Origin of the sequence: Asticcacaulis taihuensis, assembly GCF_900100255.1 — a bacterium.
In the GTDB taxonomy this organism is placed as follows: Bacteria; Pseudomonadota; Alphaproteobacteria; order Caulobacterales; family Caulobacteraceae; genus Asticcacaulis; species Asticcacaulis taihuensis.
On the sequence record NZ_FMTS01000002.1, the window covers coordinates 211,018 to 228,460 of the forward strand.

Annotated in this window: 17 protein-coding genes and 1 tRNA gene; 13 read left to right on the forward strand and 5 right to left on the reverse strand. The window is 60.1% G+C overall.

All coding sequences use genetic code 11. The features are described 5' to 3' along the window. Positions 1-70: 70 nt before the first annotated feature. Positions 71-147: transfer RNA gene (locus BLO49_RS07780), tRNA-Met, on the reverse strand. A gap of 81 nt (positions 148-228) precedes the next feature. Further along, on the reverse strand, positions 229-1,263 hold the full coding sequence (locus tag BLO49_RS07785) for a glycosyltransferase (protein WP_170828257.1): 1,035 nt from the start codon (positions 1,261-1,263) through the stop codon (positions 229-231). 217 nt (positions 1,264-1,480) lie between these two features. Here BLO49_RS07785 and BLO49_RS07790 point away from each other — a divergent pair, with 217 nt between their 5' ends. From BLO49_RS07790 to BLO49_RS07825, 8 genes are all read left to right on the forward strand, one after another. Next, on the forward strand, positions 1,481-1,999 hold the full coding sequence (locus BLO49_RS07790; RefSeq protein ID WP_090646683.1) for an Lrp/AsnC family transcriptional regulator: 519 nt from the start codon (positions 1,481-1,483) through the stop codon (positions 1,997-1,999). Then, a complete protein-coding gene (locus BLO49_RS07795; protein WP_090646686.1) occupies positions 1,996-3,261 on the forward strand; it encodes a hypothetical protein in 1,266 nt (421 codons plus the stop codon). The genes BLO49_RS07790 and BLO49_RS07795 overlap by 4 nt, the downstream gene beginning before the upstream one ends. A 104-nt stretch (positions 3,262-3,365) precedes the next feature. Beyond that, a complete protein-coding gene (gene abc-f / locus BLO49_RS07800; RefSeq protein ID WP_090646689.1) occupies positions 3,366-4,994 on the forward strand; it encodes a ribosomal protection-like ABC-F family protein in 1,629 nt (542 codons plus the stop codon). 120 nt (positions 4,995-5,114) lie between these two features. Continuing rightward, on the forward strand, positions 5,115-5,804 hold the full coding sequence (locus tag BLO49_RS07805) for a hypothetical protein (protein WP_090646691.1): 690 nt from the start codon (positions 5,115-5,117) through the stop codon (positions 5,802-5,804). Positions 5,805-5,806: 2 nt separating this feature from the next. Beyond that, positions 5,807-6,499: a hypothetical protein gene (locus BLO49_RS07810; protein WP_090646694.1), complete on the forward strand. Its 693-nt coding sequence runs from the start codon at positions 5,807-5,809 to the stop codon at positions 6,497-6,499. Positions 6,500-7,462: 963 nt separating this feature from the next. Then, positions 7,463-7,981: a hypothetical protein gene (locus BLO49_RS07815; protein ID WP_245678935.1), complete on the forward strand. Its 519-nt coding sequence runs from the start codon at positions 7,463-7,465 to the stop codon at positions 7,979-7,981. Positions 7,982-8,175: 194 nt separating this feature from the next. Then, positions 8,176-8,679 (forward strand): winged helix-turn-helix transcriptional regulator, encoded by a 504-nt coding sequence (locus BLO49_RS07820; RefSeq protein ID WP_090646699.1) that lies wholly within the window; start codon positions 8,176-8,178, stop codon positions 8,677-8,679. Between the two features lie 69 nt (positions 8,680-8,748). Further along, positions 8,749-9,576, forward strand: coding sequence for an endonuclease/exonuclease/phosphatase family protein (locus tag BLO49_RS07825; protein WP_090646701.1), 828 nt, complete (start codon positions 8,749-8,751; stop codon positions 9,574-9,576). 39 nt (positions 9,577-9,615) lie between these two features. Here the strand turns inward: BLO49_RS07825 and BLO49_RS07830 are convergent, their stop codons facing one another. After that, a complete protein-coding gene (locus BLO49_RS07830) occupies positions 9,616-9,918 on the reverse strand; it encodes an ElaB/YgaM/YqjD family protein (protein WP_090646703.1) in 303 nt (100 codons plus the stop codon). A 206-nt stretch (positions 9,919-10,124) separates the two neighbouring features. Between BLO49_RS07830 and groES the strand changes: the two genes are divergently transcribed. Both groES and groL read left to right on the forward strand, forming a co-directional pair. Beyond that, positions 10,125-10,415, forward strand: a complete 291-nt coding sequence (groES, locus tag BLO49_RS07835; protein WP_090646706.1) for a co-chaperone GroES — start codon at positions 10,125-10,127, stop codon at positions 10,413-10,415. 56 nt (positions 10,416-10,471) lie between these two features. Further along, the gene (groL, locus tag BLO49_RS07840; RefSeq protein ID WP_090646708.1) at positions 10,472-12,118 is read left to right on the forward strand and encodes a chaperonin GroEL; all 1,647 of its coding nucleotides are present in this window, start codon (positions 10,472-10,474) and stop codon (positions 12,116-12,118) included. A 135-nt stretch (positions 12,119-12,253) separates the two neighbouring features. Here the strand turns inward: groL and BLO49_RS07845 are convergent, their stop codons facing one another. Beyond that, positions 12,254-12,835 carry a hypothetical protein gene (locus BLO49_RS07845; protein WP_090646710.1) on the reverse strand — a complete coding sequence of 194 codons (582 nt, stop codon included), beginning with the start codon at positions 12,833-12,835 and terminating at the stop codon, positions 12,254-12,256. 418 nt (positions 12,836-13,253) lie between these two features. Further along, positions 13,254-13,625 carry an endonuclease domain-containing protein gene (locus BLO49_RS07850; protein WP_090646712.1) on the reverse strand — a complete coding sequence of 124 codons (372 nt, stop codon included), beginning with the start codon at positions 13,623-13,625 and terminating at the stop codon, positions 13,254-13,256. A 122-nt stretch (positions 13,626-13,747) separates the two neighbouring features. Between BLO49_RS07850 and BLO49_RS07855 the strand changes: the two genes are divergently transcribed. The 3 genes from BLO49_RS07855 to BLO49_RS07865 all read left to right on the forward strand — a co-directional run bounded on the left by BLO49_RS07855 (position 13,748) and on the right by BLO49_RS07865 (position 17,373). After that, entirely contained in the window at positions 13,748-14,497 is a 750-nt protein-coding gene (locus BLO49_RS07855) for a hypothetical protein (RefSeq protein WP_090646715.1), read from the forward strand. Positions 14,498-14,575: 78 nt separating this feature from the next. Continuing rightward, positions 14,576-15,193, forward strand: a complete 618-nt coding sequence (locus tag BLO49_RS07860) for a peptidylprolyl isomerase (protein ID WP_090646717.1) — start codon at positions 14,576-14,578, stop codon at positions 15,191-15,193. Between the two features lie 68 nt (positions 15,194-15,261). Then, complete coding sequence (locus tag BLO49_RS07865) at positions 15,262-17,373, forward strand: AsmA family protein (protein WP_245678936.1); 2,112 nt, start codon at positions 15,262-15,264, stop codon at positions 17,371-17,373. The last annotated feature ends 70 nt before the right edge of the window (positions 17,374-17,443 follow it).

The following is a 17,443-nucleotide window of genomic DNA, read 5'->3' on the forward strand; positions in this document are numbered from 1 at the left end:
TTGGATATGGTCCCTGCCGCCCGCGCTGTTGTGTTACGGGTCCAGGGTCCGCGACCCTGACGGGCGCCCCTGGTGGTTGGAGGCGGGATCGAACCGCCGACCTGTGGGTTATGAATCCACCGCTCTAACCATCTGAGCTACCCAACCGTACCAGTGTCCGTATGAGAGCGGATGGCTCACGCTCCCGGAGGGAGGGCCTATAGCCAATATGTCTGCGGGGTTCAAGACTTAAGATAAGTGATTTTGCGCAATTTGTTGCAGGGTTTCCACCAGCCGCTTCTGTCCGGCCGCCAGGCTGAACTGCGACAGGGCATGGCTTTGCGCGGCGCGGGCCTTTTCCAGCGTGGTTTTCCAGTCGGCGAGCGCCAGGGCTATGGCCGCCGCCAATGCTTCCGGATCTTCCGCCGCGCACAGTTGGCCCAGCGCCCCGTGTTGTAAAATCTCCTTCGGCCCGTCGATATCGGTCGCCACCACCGGCACGCCCGCCGCCATGCTTTCGGCCACCACCAGCCCGAACGGCTCGACGCGCGACGGCAGAACGAACAGGTCGAGGCCGTGCAGGTAATCCGCCGGCCCTTCGATCCAGCCGGCGAACTGGACGCGGCCGGAAACGCCCTCATCGATGATCAGGCGTGTCAGGCGCGGCAATTCCGGGCCGTCGCCGGCAATTTTCAGCACGGCCTTAACGCCCTGCGCCTTGAGCAAAGCCATGGCACGCACCATGACGTCTATGCCCTTGTTGACATGCAGGCGGCCGAGTGTCCCCAGCACCGGCGTGCCCGCGGGCGCCGGCTTGACCGGGCGTTCGGTGAGCGGGCCGAAATTGGCGACCGTGAACAGGGGCATATCCGGATGCACCGCGGCCACGCTGTCATGCACCGAATCGGAGACGCAAATCGCGGCGCGCAAACGGCTGAGCTGGCCCTTGTGGCGGAAATTATGCACCACCTGCACCGTCTTTTCCGCCGTGCCGAGAAAGGGCAGGAGCGCAATGCCGGTGGCGCGGTTGCCGTGGGTCAGCACGATATCCGGCCGGAAGTCGCGGGCGATGCGGCGCAGGGCCCAGGCAGCGAACGGATCATGATTGACCAGGGCATTGACCGGCCGGAAGCACTCAGCCGGCAGGTGATGCGCCAGCACGCCATCGCTGTGGCCAAGACTGAGAACATCGATACCGGCGGCCGTCATCGCCTCATGATAGCGCAGGGACATGGTTTCGACGCCACCACGCACCTGGGCCAGCATGATATTGAGGACGCGCATGAAAGGACTTATCCGGAGGCAGACGAAAATGTAGGCGGTATCGTACATATATTCGGCGGAATTACAGCCCTTTGCCGCCAATTTCCTGCGTGGATGTCCATTAGCCGCAGTTTTGTGGCCTTTGACACCCGTTGGTGCTTTTTTGGGTAGAAATTTCCACTGTTTATGCCCAGTAATAGAGGACTGCTGTGCATTGCCGCGTTTTTGGGGGTAAATTTTGTCAGATCTGATCGATGAACTCGACGCACGTATCCTGGAACTGATCCAGGAAGACGCCTCGCTCTCCGTGGCCGACCTGGCGGAGCGCGTCGGGCTGTCTCCCTCGCCCTGCTGGCGCCGCATCAAGCGGCTGGAAGATCTGGGCGTGATCCGCAAACGGGTGACGGTGCTCGATTCTGAAAAGCTGGGTCTGGGCTTCGAGGTCTATATTTCGGTCAAGCTGGCCCTGCCCTCGCGCGCCAATCTGGAAGCCTTCGAGGCGCGGCTGGAAAACTGGCCGGAGGTCGTCAGTTGTCAGACCGTCACCGGCCACGAGGACTATATGCTGCGGGTGATGACGCGCGACATGCACGCCTATGACGATTTCCTGCGCGACAAGCTGCTGGCCTCGGACCTCGTTTCCGGCGTCGAAAGCCGCATCATCATGCGCAGCGTCCGCCAGACGACGGCGGTGCCGATCAGCCTGGTGGTCGACATGACGAAAACAGAAGCACCCAAAACGGCTGCCGGCAAATGAAACGCCTGATCCTTGTCTCGACCCTGATTATGGTCCTGGCCGCAACCGCTCAGGCCCAGACCGTCGATCCGGCCTCCGATCTCGGCCGGTTCCGCACCCTTCGCGGCGACGGCATGACGGCGCTCGATAAGGGCGACACCGCCACGGCGCTCGATGATTTCGACAAGGCCCAGGCCATACTGCCGGACTCGCCCTCCATTCCGCTGCTGCGCGCGCAGGTCTTCCTGGCGCAGAAGCGCAAATCGGAAGCCAGGGCTGCCCTGCTCGATTACCTGAAGCGCGGCAACCAACTGGACCTCGCCAAAAATACCGATTTCAACGCCGTCTGGAACACGGATCTGGAAAACCAGCTTCAGCTTAACCAGACAACTGTGGGCGACATGGAGGGGCTGACAGCGCTTAAGGGTTTCAATATCGTGGAGGGGCTGGCCTATCTGCCGGACCAGCAACAGCTTTACCTGACCAGTATCCATGACGGCAAGGTCATCGCCATGTCGCCGGAAGGGGCGCGCGATGTCATCAATTTTCGCCCCGGCGTCGCCGCCTATGGTCTGGGCCTGCGCGACGGCACGCTTTATGCCGCCACGGTCCACAGCCGCCTGACCCAGGGTTATGATGCGGCCAAGCCGATCAATTCCAAGATTGTCGCCTTCAGCGCCGCCGACGGCAAGGTGCTGAGGGCGGTCAGCGATCCGGCCAAGAAAGACCGCGAATTCGGCCATCTGCTGCTGGGCCGTGACGATCTTTATGTCACCGATACGGCGCATGGCGAGGTGCTGCGCCTGACCGGCTATGGCGACACGCTGGAAACCCTGATCCCCGAAGGCTATATGGACAGCCCGCAGGGCCTGGCCGAAAACGCCGACGCCACGGCCCTGATGGTGACGGACTTCACCTCCGGCCTCTATCGCGTCGACCTGACCACCGGCGCCATGGCGCGCCTGCTGCCGCCGGCGGACGGCAACCTTTTAGGCATCACCTCCCTGAGCCGCTATGGCAATGACCTGATCGCGGTGCAGAACGGCCTGAAGCCCAACCGCATCCTGCGCCTGCACATGTCGGCAGACTGGAACCAGGTGGATTCAGTTGAAATCCTGCTGCGGTCGCCGAAGCTGTTGTCCCAGCCGACGCAAGGCACAGTGTCCGGTGACGAGTTCGTCTTTGTCGCCGACAGCCAGTGGAGCAATCTCGACGATCAGGGCAATGCGAAAAGCGATGCCCCCGCCCCGGCGGTGATCGGCGTGATCAAGCTCAAGCCTTAACGCCTGCAAGCTCTGGACGAACGGGCGCCGCCACTGTAGAGGGCTGCCCGATGCCGCGCACATCCTCTGCGGCCCTGTCCCATACCTGAGTTAGTAAGCCCCGCATGATCCGCCTCGATAATATCAGCAAGCAAAACGGCCACCAGATCCTGTTCATCGACGCTTCGATGTCCATCCAGAAAGGCGAAAAGGTCGGGCTGGTCGGGCCGAACGGCGCTGGCAAAACGACGCTTTTCCGCATGATCACCGGCCAGGAACAGCCTGATGACGGACTGGTCGGCATCGATCCCGGCATGACCATCGGCTATTTCAGCCAGGAGGTCGGCGAGATGTCCGGTCAGAGCGCCGTGGCGGCGGTGATGGATGGCGTCGGCCCCGTCAGCGCGCTGGCGGCCGAAATGGCCGAACTGGAAGCCGCCATGGCCGATCCGGATCAGGCGGATGGGTTTGACGCCATTATCGAGCGCTATGGCGACGTGCAGGCGCGCTTCGAGGAACTGGACGGTTATTCGGTTGAGGCCCGCGCGCGCGAGGTGCTGGCGGGCCTGAGCTTCTCGCAGGAACGCATGGATGGCGATGTGAGGCTTCTTTCCGGCGGCTGGAAGATGCGCGTGGCCCTGGCCCGTATTCTTTTGATGCGACCGGACGGCATGTTGCTCGACGAACCCTCCAACCACCTCGACCTCGAAAGCCTGATCTGGCTGGAAGCCTTCCTCAAGAATTATGACGGCGCCCTGCTGATGACCTCGCACGACCGCGCCTTCATGAACCGCATCATCGGCAAGGTGGTCGAAATCGATGGCGGCTCACTGATCACCTATTCCGGCGATCTCGATTTTTACGAACAGCAGCGCGCGCTCACTGAAGCCCAGCGGCAGGCGCAATATGAGCGCCAGCAGGCCATGCTGGCCAAGGAAATCAAGTTCATCGAGCGCTTCAAGGCGCGCGCCTCACACGCCGCGCAGGTGCAGAGCCGGGTGAAGAAGCTCGACAAGATCGAGAAGGTCGAGGCGCCGCGCCGCCGCCAGAATATCCAGTTTGAATTCCGCTCGCCGCCGCGGTCTGGCGACGACGTGCTGAACCTGCGCAATGTCCACAAGAGCTATGGCAGCCAGTCGATCTATTCCGGGCTGGATTTCCTGGTGCGCCGCAAGGAGCGCTGGTGTGTGCTGGGCGCCAATGGCGCGGGCAAGTCCACCCTGCTCAAGCTGGTGGCCGGCGACACGAAACCCGATCAGGGGTCTGTCAGTATCGGCGCCAGCGTGAAGATGGGCTATTTCGCGCAGCATTCCATGGACCTGCTCGACGGCGAGGAAACCATCTTCGAGTCGCTGGATGGTTCCTTCCCGCAGGCGGGACAAGGCGCCTTGCGTACCCTGGCCGGCTGTTTTGGTTTCTCCGGCGATGATGTCGAAAAGCCCTGCCGCGTGCTTTCCGGCGGCGAGAAGGCCCGCCTGGTCATGGCCAAGATGCTGTTCGATCCGCCCAATCTTTTGGTTCTCGACGAACCGACCAACCACCTCGACATGGCGACCAAGGAAATGTTGGTCGCGGCCCTGGCGGATTTCGAGGGCACCATGCTGTTCGTCTCCCACGACCGCCATTTCCTGTCGGCGCTGTCGAACCGCGTGCTGGAACTGACACCGGAAGGCGTGCATCGCTATGAAGGTGGCTACAGCGAATATGTGGCGCGCACGGGGCAGGAAGCGCCGGGCCTGCATCCGGGCGGATAAGGGGCGCAGCAGCTAAAATATTACCCGCTGAAAAAGGTGCTGTTGTCGCATTAACCCTGTTTGTTATCACAGCCTTTAGCTGCACGCCTTACAACCCTGGCGACACACCCAGGGGGACACATGGACAGTAAAACTCTCATTGCAGGCGGAAGCGTTTTCGCAGTTATTTTCGCCGGCGTTCTGTTTTTGCCGTTTGATCAACTGCTTAAACCAGCGCCTCCAACCTATGAGATCGGACCGCTGACGGGCCGCGTCGAATCTACTTTTCACAAAGTTCCGACCGATGATCGCCCCCAGGCCGTTAAGGACGCCGAGCAGATTGACTCGGAGGTAAAGAATACCGAAGTCTATGCCAAAATAGAAGGCCGCCCGGTGCGACCGGAAGCCGAGGTGCGCGCCGCTGTCGATGATGCCCCGAAACTGCAGACCTATGTCGGCTATGCCACCCTTTCAAAAATGAGCGGGCCGATGGCGGGACTGAACGATATCGACACGACGGATATGAAGATCGCTTGCTTTTCGATCCGGCAACCCGCTTTCGGTACAGCCGCTGACAGCGACACCTCGCTTTCGTCGATCCATCAAATGTTCCTTTATGATGCGGCGCGGTTTATTCCATTGGAAGCGCCCGCCCTTTATACGTGGGTCTATTCCGGCTGTGCCGAAGCGGTGCGATCCTCGCCGACGATTAGTATGACGCAGTACAAGATAACCCTGCGCGACCTGCTTCCCGCGACACCTCAGTATGATACGCAACGCCAGCAGATTATCCAGAGCCTGAACAGCAAGCCGAAAAAGGCAGGAGCATAGGCTTGAACAGGACAACCCTTCTTCTTGCCGCCGGCATCGCCACCCTGGTGTTTCTCGCTGTTCTGTTTATGCCGGAGCTGAATTTACCCCACGGCGCGTCGGGAGGTAAATCTTCAAAGAGCGACGCTGAAATCGCGCTCGACGCCGGCACATTGGATACCAAAACTGCGCGCGAGGTGCTTGCCTTGAAACGCGCAGGCATACACCTGACACTTGCCGATCTCGATTCGGCCAGAAATGATGCACCCGAAAACCGCATTTACGGCGCTGTCGCGGAAATTGCTCATCCTGTCTTCGAAACGGTGAACCCGCGTGACGCTGACCACAAGTCGCATCAGGCGGTATGTTTCGCTATTCGGCGCGATAGTGGCGTCGCCCATGAGATCGTTTATTACAATGCCGAGAACCTGTATGAGATGGGCGGGACAGGGCTGTATGGCTGGATTCGCAGCGGCTGCGCCGCCGCCGTTCGTGCGTCCAAGCAAACCCTGTCTGAGACCAGTTACATGGTGAAGATACTGGCGCTGGTGCCGAAAGACGAGACGCACGCCAGTATTCGTTCATCCATTTCCGGCAACCTGTATATGGCGTGCGGCGAGGAAACCCGTCAGCATCTCAAAGGGTTAAGCGAAGCGGCACGCGCCGGTATGGAAGCGCGTGAAAGCGAACGCTGCCGTAAGCTGAGCGGAATGTAAATGCAACACCTCCCACAGCGCTGGCGGCTGGTGAGTGCCTTGACCGTGATTAGCCTGCTCTTTCTGGGCCTTTGGAGGTTTCAGGCGATATCAAATACGGCGCCAGGCTTACAAATGCCGCCAGATGAGCCACAGACGTGGCCGCCATCGATCGACGACGCGCCCCGCCTCAACGGCTATTACGCCTATGCTCGCTTTGACAGCGACGCCGGTCCTTTTTTGAATCGCGATCTGCCGGTAATTATCTGGACAAGGCCAAACGCCAGACAGCGTGTTTTTCCGGGCGTATCGATGGGCATCTCAGGCACATCATCGTTGCGACCGAGTTTGGCAGAGTGATCACGCACGATCCGGAGACAGACGTCGGGTGGGCCGTCAGTGGCTGCAGCGATGCGCTGATCTCAGGCAGCCATATACTGACCACGCACGAGTACTGGCAAACCCGCCTGACACTATTGCCTGACGTACCGGCCAATGCCCAGGAACGCCAAGCAGTGACGCAACATATAAAAGCGCTTCGCCCTTGGTGGTGGCCATGGTCCGCTCGTCATTGAGGTCAGACGCATCACTTTCCTCCACATACACCGAAATGTGACGCATTGATCGCTTGCCAATTTCATGATGCAATTTATTCTCAATTGCAGAATTGGAGTCGCATTTATGATGTTACTGAGCCTCGGACCGGACGCCCTGGTCGCCCTTTTGCGCACACATGACCGCCGGACCGCGCCAAACAACCGGCGCCTGTGCGCGGAAACCGTCACTGAGCTACCTCTGAACACCAATCCGTCGGCCGCATTTCCTTCATTTTTACAATCGTCTAATTAGTTAACAAATTATTATTGTCATCCGCCCGCCTCTGTGGCAAATCTGGCACCGGCCTTGCGTGAACCCCACGCAAAGGGTTTGAGACTGTACCGAAAACGGACAGCCGGCCCGCAGGTTATAGGTGTGGAAATGCGTATGCGAACCGTTGTTTTGGGAACTCTTCTGGCCGGTCTGGCCGCCGGCGGCCAGATGATCGCTTCCCTGGCGAATGCCTCTACCCTGACACCTGATTTCAACACGTTCAGCCGCTCCGGCCAATCCATCGCGCGCAGCGGTGATTTCGACGGCGATGGCCGCAGCGACGAACTCTACATGGTCAGCGAAGCCGATACGGGCCGCGTCGCCGTCCATGTCCGCCTGAATACGGTGAAGGGCGAGCAGGATATCCGCGTCACCAGCATCGACAGCGGCAACACCACACCCAATCTGCATGTCGCCGCCGCCGGCGTTTATCAGGCGGATTGCGGCACCTACACCACCGATTGCGTCGCCACCGGCATCCGCACCACGCAGGACAGCCTGATTCTCGGCCTTGATGGCGACACCACCGTGCTTCTGCACTGGCAAGGCGATCACTTTGAAACCGATTTCATCAGAAATGATGAAGCCCGCATGGCGCGCGCCTTTTCCGCGCTCTACGCCCTCAATCGCTGATCGCGCTAATAAATAAATACAAACAATAAGATGGTCGAGCCGCCTTATTTATAAGGCGGTAAGATAAGCCTGTGCGCCATATTATCTTTGCATTATCTTTCATTCTCCACCTATTGTTAAAATTATTTTGCTTGGTTATGCGCCGCCGGCATGGCTAGAATGCTTCGCAATAACCGAAAAAGTAAGAGTTTCAGATGGGCCGATCCGCAGACTACAGCAAGCAGAGGTGTGCCATAGCGGCCAGCCTTGAAATCGTTGGCGAGCCCTGGACCTTGCTGATTATCCGCGATGCCTTTGACGGCCTGTGCCGCTTCGAGCAGTGGCAGGAAGCCCTGGGCCTGGCGCGCAATGTGCTGGCCGCCCGCCTGAAACACCTCGTCGCCCACGGCATCTTCGAGCAGCGGCTCTATTGCGAACGTCCGCGTCGCTACGAATATATCCTGACCCAGAAGGGCCGCGAACTGCGCCCGATGATCGTCTTCATGAGCGACTGGGGCGCCCGCCATGTCTATGGCGAGGAAAAGCCGGTCACCGAGTTCATCCATGAAGCCTGCGGCCATTCGCTCAGCCCGGTGGCCCACTGCGCCCACTGCGAACAGCGCGTGCAGATGACCGACCTGTTCTCGCAGCAGAATCCCGACGCCAAGTCGATCGGCGAACTGAACCGCGCCCGCCTCGTCGCTGAAGAAATTGATTAGGGTCAAATCCTTACCGTCCGGTTGCGTTAGGCTCATGAGTGTGACCTGATGCCCGGCGGAGGATTGAACATGCGCATAGTAAGTCTGGCGGCCGCCCTGATCCTGCTGGCCGCGCCGGCACACGCCGAAACCCTGCGGCTGATGAGCTACAACATCCGTGTCGATGTCAGCGGCGATAATCCGCGCTGGGCCGAACGCCGCGATCCGATGGCAAAGCAGATCGCCTTCACGGCACCGGATATTTTCGGCGTACAGGAAGCCGCCCAAGGCGCCGTGGCCGACCTGGCCGACCGCCTGCCGGGCTATGACCATTACGGCATCGGCCGCGATGACGGCGTCAATGGCGAAACCACCACGCTTTTCTATGATCACACGCGGTTTTTGCGGGTCGACGCCTCTACGCAATGGTGCTCGAAGACGCCCAACGTGCCCGGCAAGGACGCCGACGCCGCCTATCCCCGCACCATTACCCGCGTGATTCTCCGCGACCGTGACAGCGAGCGTCTGCTCGATGTCCGCAATACCCATTTCGACAATATAGGCGAGGTGGCCCGTGAAAACTGCGCCCGCCAGATCATGGCCATCCCACCCTATCCGGGCGCGATTGTGCTGATCATGGGCGACTTTAATACCGGCACGGACAGCGCGCCCTACCGCATCCTGACGGGGGACGGCGGCCTGAACCTGAAGGATGCCCGCGTGGGCGCCGCCATTGATTTCGGCCCGCCGGGCACCTTCAACGGCTTTGATATAAAAAAGACGAATGGCGAGGCGATCGACCATATCTTTGTTGGCCGCACACTCACCGTTTCACGCTTCGGCGTGCTCACCGACAGCATCGGCGGGCGGGTGATCTCGGATCACTTCCCGATCGTCGCCGATGTGGTCCTGCCATAAGAAAAGCCCGCGCGGATCAAACCGGGCGGGCTTAAATATTTAGCGGCGGTCGCCGCGGATCAGCAGGGCACCGAGAATAAACCCTACCCCCAAGGCGATCGCCACCGAGGGCAGCGGGTTTTCCTCGATCTTGTGCTTTGCCTGGCCGGTATAGCGCTTCACGTCGTCCGCCGCATGATCGGCGAAATCACGCACCTTCGCCTCGGCTTCCTTGGCACGCTCGGCCACCACATGCGTGGCGTGCTCGACCTCGTGCTTGATCATCTCGGAAATCGACTGGACATCGCCCTCGTTTAGCGACTCGATCTTCTTGGCGGCGGCCTTGGCCTTGGCAGACAGCATAACGGGCTCCTCAGAATTATGGTCAGGATCAAACCTAACCTTAATATAGTGATTAAACGGTTCGGATTTCAGTCGGTTTTATAATTTTTTTGTGTGCCGCCGCCCTTGACTCGTTCCCGCCCCGGCACTACTTCAAGGCCGCCTTAGCACTCACTGAGGGTGAGTGCTAACACGCATATTACATCACAATGGAATGGAGACATCCAATGAGCTTTCGCCCGTTAGGCGACCGCGTTCTGGTCAAGAGAGTCGAAGAAGAAGCCAAGACCAAGGGTGGCATCATCATCCCCGACACCGCCAAGGAAAAGCCGCAGGAAGGCGAAGTCGTCGCCGTTGGCCCTGGCACACGCAATGACAAGGGCGATGTCGTCGCTCTCGACGTCAAGGCCGGCGACCGCGTCCTGTTCGGCAAGTGGGGCGGCACGGAAGTCAAGATCGACGGCGAAGACCTGCTGATCCTGAAGGAATCCGACATCCTGGGCATCGTTACCCGCTAATCGCGGACGCCTCCTGAACCCTTATAATTCAACGCCAAAAGATAGGAATATCCACAATGGCTGCCAAACAAGTTCTCTTTGGTTCCGACGCGCGCGAAAAGATGCTGCGCGGCGTGAACATCCTCGCCAACGCTGTAAAAGTGACCCTGGGCCCCAAGGGCCGCAACGTCGTGCTCGACAAGTCCTTCGGCGCCCCGCGCTCGACCAAGGACGGCGTCTCCGTCGCCAAGGAAATCGAACTGGAAGACAAGTTCGAAAACATGGGCGCGCAGATGATCCGCGAAGTCGCCTCCAAAACCAACGACAAGGCCGGTGACGGCACCACCACCGCCACCGTTCTGGCCCAGGCCATCGTGCAGGAGGGCCTCAAGGCCGTGGCCGCCGGCATGAACCCGATGGACCTGAAGCGCGGCATCGACAAGGCTGTCACCGTCGTCGTCGAGCAGATCAAGGCGTCCTCCAAGAAGGTCACCACCAACGGCGAAATCGCCCAGGTCGGCACCATCTCGGCCAACGGCGACCTCGAAGTCGGCGAAATGATCGCCAAGGCCATGGAAAAGGTCGGCAATGAAGGCGTCATCACGGTTGAAGAAGCCAAGACCGCCGAAACCGAACTCGACGTCGTCGAAGGCATGCAGTTCGACCGCGGCTACCTGTCGCCCTACTTCATCACCAACCCGGACAAGATGGAAGCGGTTCTCGAAGACCCGTACATCCTGGTATTCGACAAGAAGATCTCGTCGCTCCAGCCCATGCTGCCGATCCTCGAAGCCGTTGTGCAATCGGGCCGCCCGCTGCTGATCATCGCTGAAGACGTCGAAGGCGAAGCCCTGGCCACCCTGGTCGTCAACCGCCTGCGTGGCGGCCTGCGCGTCGCTGCCGTCAAGGCCCCTGGCTTCGGCGACCGCCGCAAGGCCATGCTGGAAGACATCGCCGTCCTGACCAAGGGCGAAGTGATCTCCGAAGACCTCGGCATCAAGCTGGAAACCGTCTCGCTCGACCAGCTCGGCCGCGCCAAGAAGGTGACCATCACCAAGGAAAACACCACCATCGTTGATGGCGTCGGTGAAAAGGCTGACATCGAAGCCCGTATCGGCCAGATCAAGAAGCAGATCGAAGAAACCACCTCGGACTACGATAAGGAAAAGCTGCAAGAGCGTCTGGCCAAGCTGGCCGGCGGCGTTGCCGTCATCCGCGTCGGCGGCTCGACCGAAGTCGAAGTCAAGGAAAAGAAGGACCGCGTCGATGACGCCCTGAACGCGACCCGCGCGGCCGTTGAAGAAGGCATCGTCCCCGGCGGCGGCACCGCCCTGCTGAAGGCTTCCAAGGCCCTGGCCGGCCTGGAAGGCGTCAACTCCGACCAGACCGCCGGTATCGCCATCGTGCGCAAGGCCATCCAGGCGCCGCTGCGTCAGATCGCTGAAAACGCCGGCGTCGAAGGCTCGGTCGTTGTCAACGCCATCCTGGCTTCGGAAAGCGCCACCTACGGCTTCAACGCCCAGACTGAAAAGTACGTCGACCTGGTGGCCGATGGCGTTATCGATCCGGCCAAGGTTGTCCGCACGGCCCTGCAAGACGCAGCTTCCGTGGCCGGCCTGCTGATCACGACGGAAGCCGCCGTGACCGACGCGCCGAAGAAGGAAGCCGCTGCCCCCGCCATGCCCGGCGGCGGTATGGGCGGCATGGGCGGCATGGATTTCTAATCCATCCCAACCACCGACTGAAAATGGAAAGAGCGGGTCGCAAGACCCGCTCTTTTTTGTATTTAGCAGCCATTACGATCGCTAATCGCCCGGAGCAGCCGTTCGGCTTTTGTTGAGGGATTCCAAAAGTAGACTTTAAGGGTAAACTTCAGTTCCCCAGAATTTATATGTTTTCACAGGTATGGCCGCTCCAGAGTCTTTTAGAAATCGGAACCATGCGGGCAGGACAACACTAACATCACCAAGAAACTTCCAAGATTTGCCGGACTTGTCGCGTACCAAAACCTCTACGCCCCCCATCTTTCCGACGCCGAACCCATCAAGCCCATAACCCAAGCCAACCACCAAGATATCATTAAAATCATTGATAACCTGTTTGGGGTCGGTAAGTGTAGAGTGCTTATAGGCGTTGGCTACGCTATTCACTCGCTCGAAGGCCTGCAGCCTGAAATTACCGCTCTGAGGATAAAAACACAGTGACGAAACGGCGTTCCGGACTTCAGTTATCGTCTTGGAGAGTTCACCTTTTGCCCGGTCTGACAAGCCATCAATAGCAATTGCTAGTTCCGAGGCTTTCCTTTTTGCGGTAATCGCTTGACTAGACCACTCGCCTTCAGAATGGGCTTTGCTCAACGCTATTTCCACGTCTTGATATTCGGAGGCAGCCGCCAGAACATTATTCAAAAGGTGTTCGATGGTGCCGTTTAAAATCGTCATGACACCATTTTAATTTATTTTCTCAGTTTGAAGTAGTGATTTCGGTGACAGATAACCTCCACAGGTAGTTCAGGTCCTCTTTTGGGGCTTCTCCACATACTGCTGCAAAGCACGATTGATGTGTGTCTGTAGCCGTCGCCAACATCCTTGAACCACCCCACGACATCGGCATCGAGCCGAATGATAGCTGCTGTTTGACCGGCCGGTAGAACATCCTCGCTCACGCTTATACCTCCCCGGCTATGCCGGGGAGGGGGACCATGAGCGCAGCGAAATGGTGGTGGGGTTTCTGGCTTGCTTCCTGCAAAAACCCGTGCGGCGCGACCGTCAGGCCGCCACCTTTTTAAGTAAGATACCCCACCACCCCGCCCTGCGGGCGCGGTCCCCCTCCCCATCGAAGATGGGGAGGTATAAGAAGTTATTTGCGTTGTGTGGCGCGTTCCAGCGCCAACAGGCGGATGCCGTCTGCAACGGCTTCCACGTCGCGGTAAACTTCGGCGGCGGATAAGCGGTAAACCTCAAGCCCTTCGCCACGTAAATAGGCGTCGCGTTGCGCGTCTTTCAGGATTGCCGCGTCCTCGCCATGCGTCGCGCCATCGACTTCAACTGCCAGCCGTGCCTTGAAGCAATAGAAGTCGAGGATATACGGCCCAAAGGCATGTTGCCGCTTAAAGACCAGCCCATCATCCAGCCGCCGTTTCAGGCGCTCCCACAGCAGCCATTCCGGACTGGTCATGGCTTTGCGCATCTGACGGGCCAAAGCGGTTTTTCGTTTTGGTGTGTCGGTCATGATAGAAAAGTAAGTACCCCACCACCAACGCGCAAGAGCGCGTCGGTCCGCCTCCCCAGCAAAGCTGGGGAGGCATAAGTAGCATTTCTCCCCGGCCATGCAATCACCCGCATAATCGCTGCATGGATGAGGCCAGCGAAATCGAAAACGACCAGGCGGAACTGAAAGCAGCCCGCACGCGGTTGCGCGCCTTCGCGGCGCTGGTGGCCGAGGCCGTCGAATCCATCGACATGCCCGAAACCTTTCTGGAGGGCGAACGCGCCGCGCGCGCTGTCATCATGGCCGACCGCCTGGTCACCAACCTGCCGGTCGCGGAAATCCCGGAAGCGGAAGACGCGTCCGAAGCCGCCCCCATTATCGCGCCCGCCCGCAAGCGTTTGCGCCTCTATGCCCATCGCCTGCTCGATACCATCGAACGCCTGCCCCTGCCGAAAACCTTCCTCGAAGGTGAGCGCGCCGGCCGCTGCGTGCTGGCCACGGACCGCATGTTGTCCCAGCTTTACGAAGCCCCACGGCCGGAAGTCACCCGTAGGGAAGTGCCCGGTTTCACCGGTTTGAAGACCGCCCGGCCGGTCGCCAAATCCGCCGCCGGACGTTTCGATGACGACGAGGACGACGCGGACCGCGAACCGACCGGCGATGACTATAAGGCGGTCCTGGCCTTCCGCCTCGATCATATCGTGCGCGGCCGCGCTAAACAAAGCGGCTTCTGGAATGATGGCCACCCTTACGATCCCGCCGATCCGGATTATGGCTGCATCTATCAGAACTTCGCCATCCCCGGCTTCGATCCGCTCGATGGCCTGCCCCCTGCCGACCGCTTCACCCTCTCCCATGCCCGCAAGGCCGGCGATCCCATCGCCCCGCCCTGAGATCGAACCGGCCGACCAAAAAGGACTTCACCCGCGCGCGGGGATTTGCCAGACTGCGGCCAAACCAGGGAGACATCCATGATCCGGCGGCAATTTCTGACCTTAACCGGCGCGCTCGGCCTTTTCGCCTGCCAGAAGCCCGCTGAAAAAGCCCCGCCGGCGCCGACCCTGCCGAAGCGTCTGCCGGAAACCGGCCTCGACGTGCCGCCCGATACGGTGCGCGTGGCGATCGAGACCAGCGAGGGCCAGATCGTCCTCGAACTCGATGGCAAGCACGCGCCGCAATCGACCGCCAATTTCCTGCACTATGTCGATACGCACAAGCTGGACGCCGGCACCTTCTACCGCGCCATCCGGGCGGGAGATGCCGGCTTTATTCAGTTCAACAGCGGTGACCGGACCTATCCGCCGATCCCGCACGAACCGACGACACAAACCGGCCTCTCCCATACCGATGGCGCCATCTCAACCGCGCGCTATGCCATAGGCACGGCGTCGAACGAATTCACCATCTGCGTCGGCGACATGACCTATCTCGATGCCGGCGGCACCGCTACGCCGGACAAACAAGGCTATGCCGTCTTCGGTCATGTGATCTCCGGCATGGATATCGTCAGACGCATTCTGAAAAGCCGCCTCAATGGCGAAAACCTGGTGACCCCGGTGGTCATCACCTCGGCCCATCGCATAACCTGACGGACTCCATAGGCCGGGCCGGCCATAAACTGATCGATTCCTGATTTCGGCCTCCCTACGCTTTGCGCATGATAAGCAAGGCAGACATCGGACGGCGCATCGCCGATATCGAGGGTCGCGTCCTCGACGGGCTGCGCCGGGCGTGGGCATGGCTGAAGCCTTTGCCGCGGGCCATCTGGCGGCGTATCCGCGCCTTGCCGCGCTGGGGCCAGGGCCTGCTGGCGGCGATTGTGCTGATCATTGGCGCAGTGCTGATCTTCCTGGCGCAGCCGAACTGGAACTGGGCGCGGCCGCTGGTCTCCTCCATCGCTGCGGGAAAGCTGCATCGGCCGGTGGCGATCGACGGCAATCTGCGCGTCCATCTGTTCAGCCTTACACCTTCCGCCACGGTCGGCGGGCTGAAAATCGGCCAGCCGGACTGGGGCGCGAAAGCCGGTCTGAAGCCCTATCTGGCGGAGGTGGATTCCGTGGCGGTCACGGCCGAGCTGATGCCGGTATTTATCGGCCGCATCGTCCTGCCGCGTCTTGAGGTCGACCGGCCGAATGTGACACTTTTCCAGGACAAGGACGGCCGCGCCAACTGGGATTTCAGCGACGGCACCAATAAGGGCAAGCCGACCAAATTGCCGCCGATCAGGAATTTTATCATCACGGACGGCCACCTGACCCTGACCAGCCTTCAGCGCAAACTGACCTTTACCGGCACGGTCAATGCTCATGAAACGGCTGACGCCGGCGGCCAGGCCTTTGCCCTGACCGGCGACGGCAGCCTGAATAATCGCAGGTTCGACCTGAGCGCCACCGGCGGCCCTCTGCTCAATGTCCGCACCAGTGTGCCCTACCCGTTCGATATGGCGGTGCGTGCCGGCGATACTCGGATCACGGCGAAAGGCCGCGTGCTGCATCCGTTCAATCTCGGCGAACTGGCCGGCGCGGTCACGGTCAGTGGCCGCGATATGGCTGATCTCTACTACCTCACCGGTCTGAGCCTGCCAAATACGCCGGCCTACAAAATAGCCGCCAATGTGACGCGCAATGACCGCATCTATAATATTGCCGGCATCAATGGCCGGGTCGGCGGCAGCGATCTTGAAGGCGCGTTGAAGGTCGATACAAGCCGCAACAACCGCCCCTACCTGACCGGCGACCTGCGTTCGCGCCTGCTCGATTTCAAGGACTTAGGCTCGCTGTTTGGCGCCACCGCGGCCAATGCGCCGCAAGGGGCGGAGATTTCGGCGACCCCGACCGCGCCAACCGCCGCGCGCCGCCTGCTGCCGGATGCTACGCTCGATATCGAACGCATCCGCGGCATGGACGCCAAGGTTCGCTATAAGGCGCTTTCGGTAAAGGCCAGCCCCAAACTGCCGTTGCGCGAGGTCAGCCTGGGTGTCGATCTCGATCATGGTTTATTGGTGCTCGATCCGGTAGAGTTCAGCTTCCCGCAGGGCCGTTTGCAGGGTACGGCGCGGATCAATGCGCGCAACGCCGTGCAGCAGAACAGCCTCGATATGCGCCTGACCGGCCTGGCCGTGCAGGATTTCGTGCCCGCTATCGGCGGCTCGAAGCCTCTGGAAGGCATACTCGATGCGCGGGTGAAGGCCACCGGCACCGGCAATTCGGTGCATAAGGCGGCGGCGAATGCCAATGGCCAGCTTACCCTGGTCATGCCCAGCGGCACCATCCGGCAGAGTTTTGCCGAACTGATGGGCGTCAATGCCACCAAGGGTCTTTTCCAGCTCCTGACCAAGGACCCGCATGAGACCGATATTCGCTGTGGCGTAGCCGATTTTCAGATCCGCAATGGAGTCATGCAGACGAACAATGCCGTCTTCGACACTGGCGTCACACGGGTAAACGGCAGCGGCACGATCAATCTCAATGATGAGCATCTGAAGCTGGTCTTCAAGGGCAAGCCGAAGAAATTCCGCCTGACCCGCGTCAATGTGCCGATCGTCGTCGGCGGTCATTTATCGGCGCCGAAGTTTGGCGTCGATCCCGGTCCGGCCGCGGTTCAGGGCGGGCTGGCCCTGGCGCTGAATACCCTCCTGCCCTTCGTCGGTATCGATTACGCCAAGAATGCCAACTGCGCCGGCCTGATGGCGGATATACAGGCCAAGGGAACGCCGACCACCACAAAAGCGGCCGCCAAAAAAGCCGTTCCGCCACCTGTCCAGAAATAGGTCTGTTATTACCGTCTGGAAATAGCCCGTCTTTTCAGGCTATGAACAGTTTGGTTAAGGTGCGTGCGGG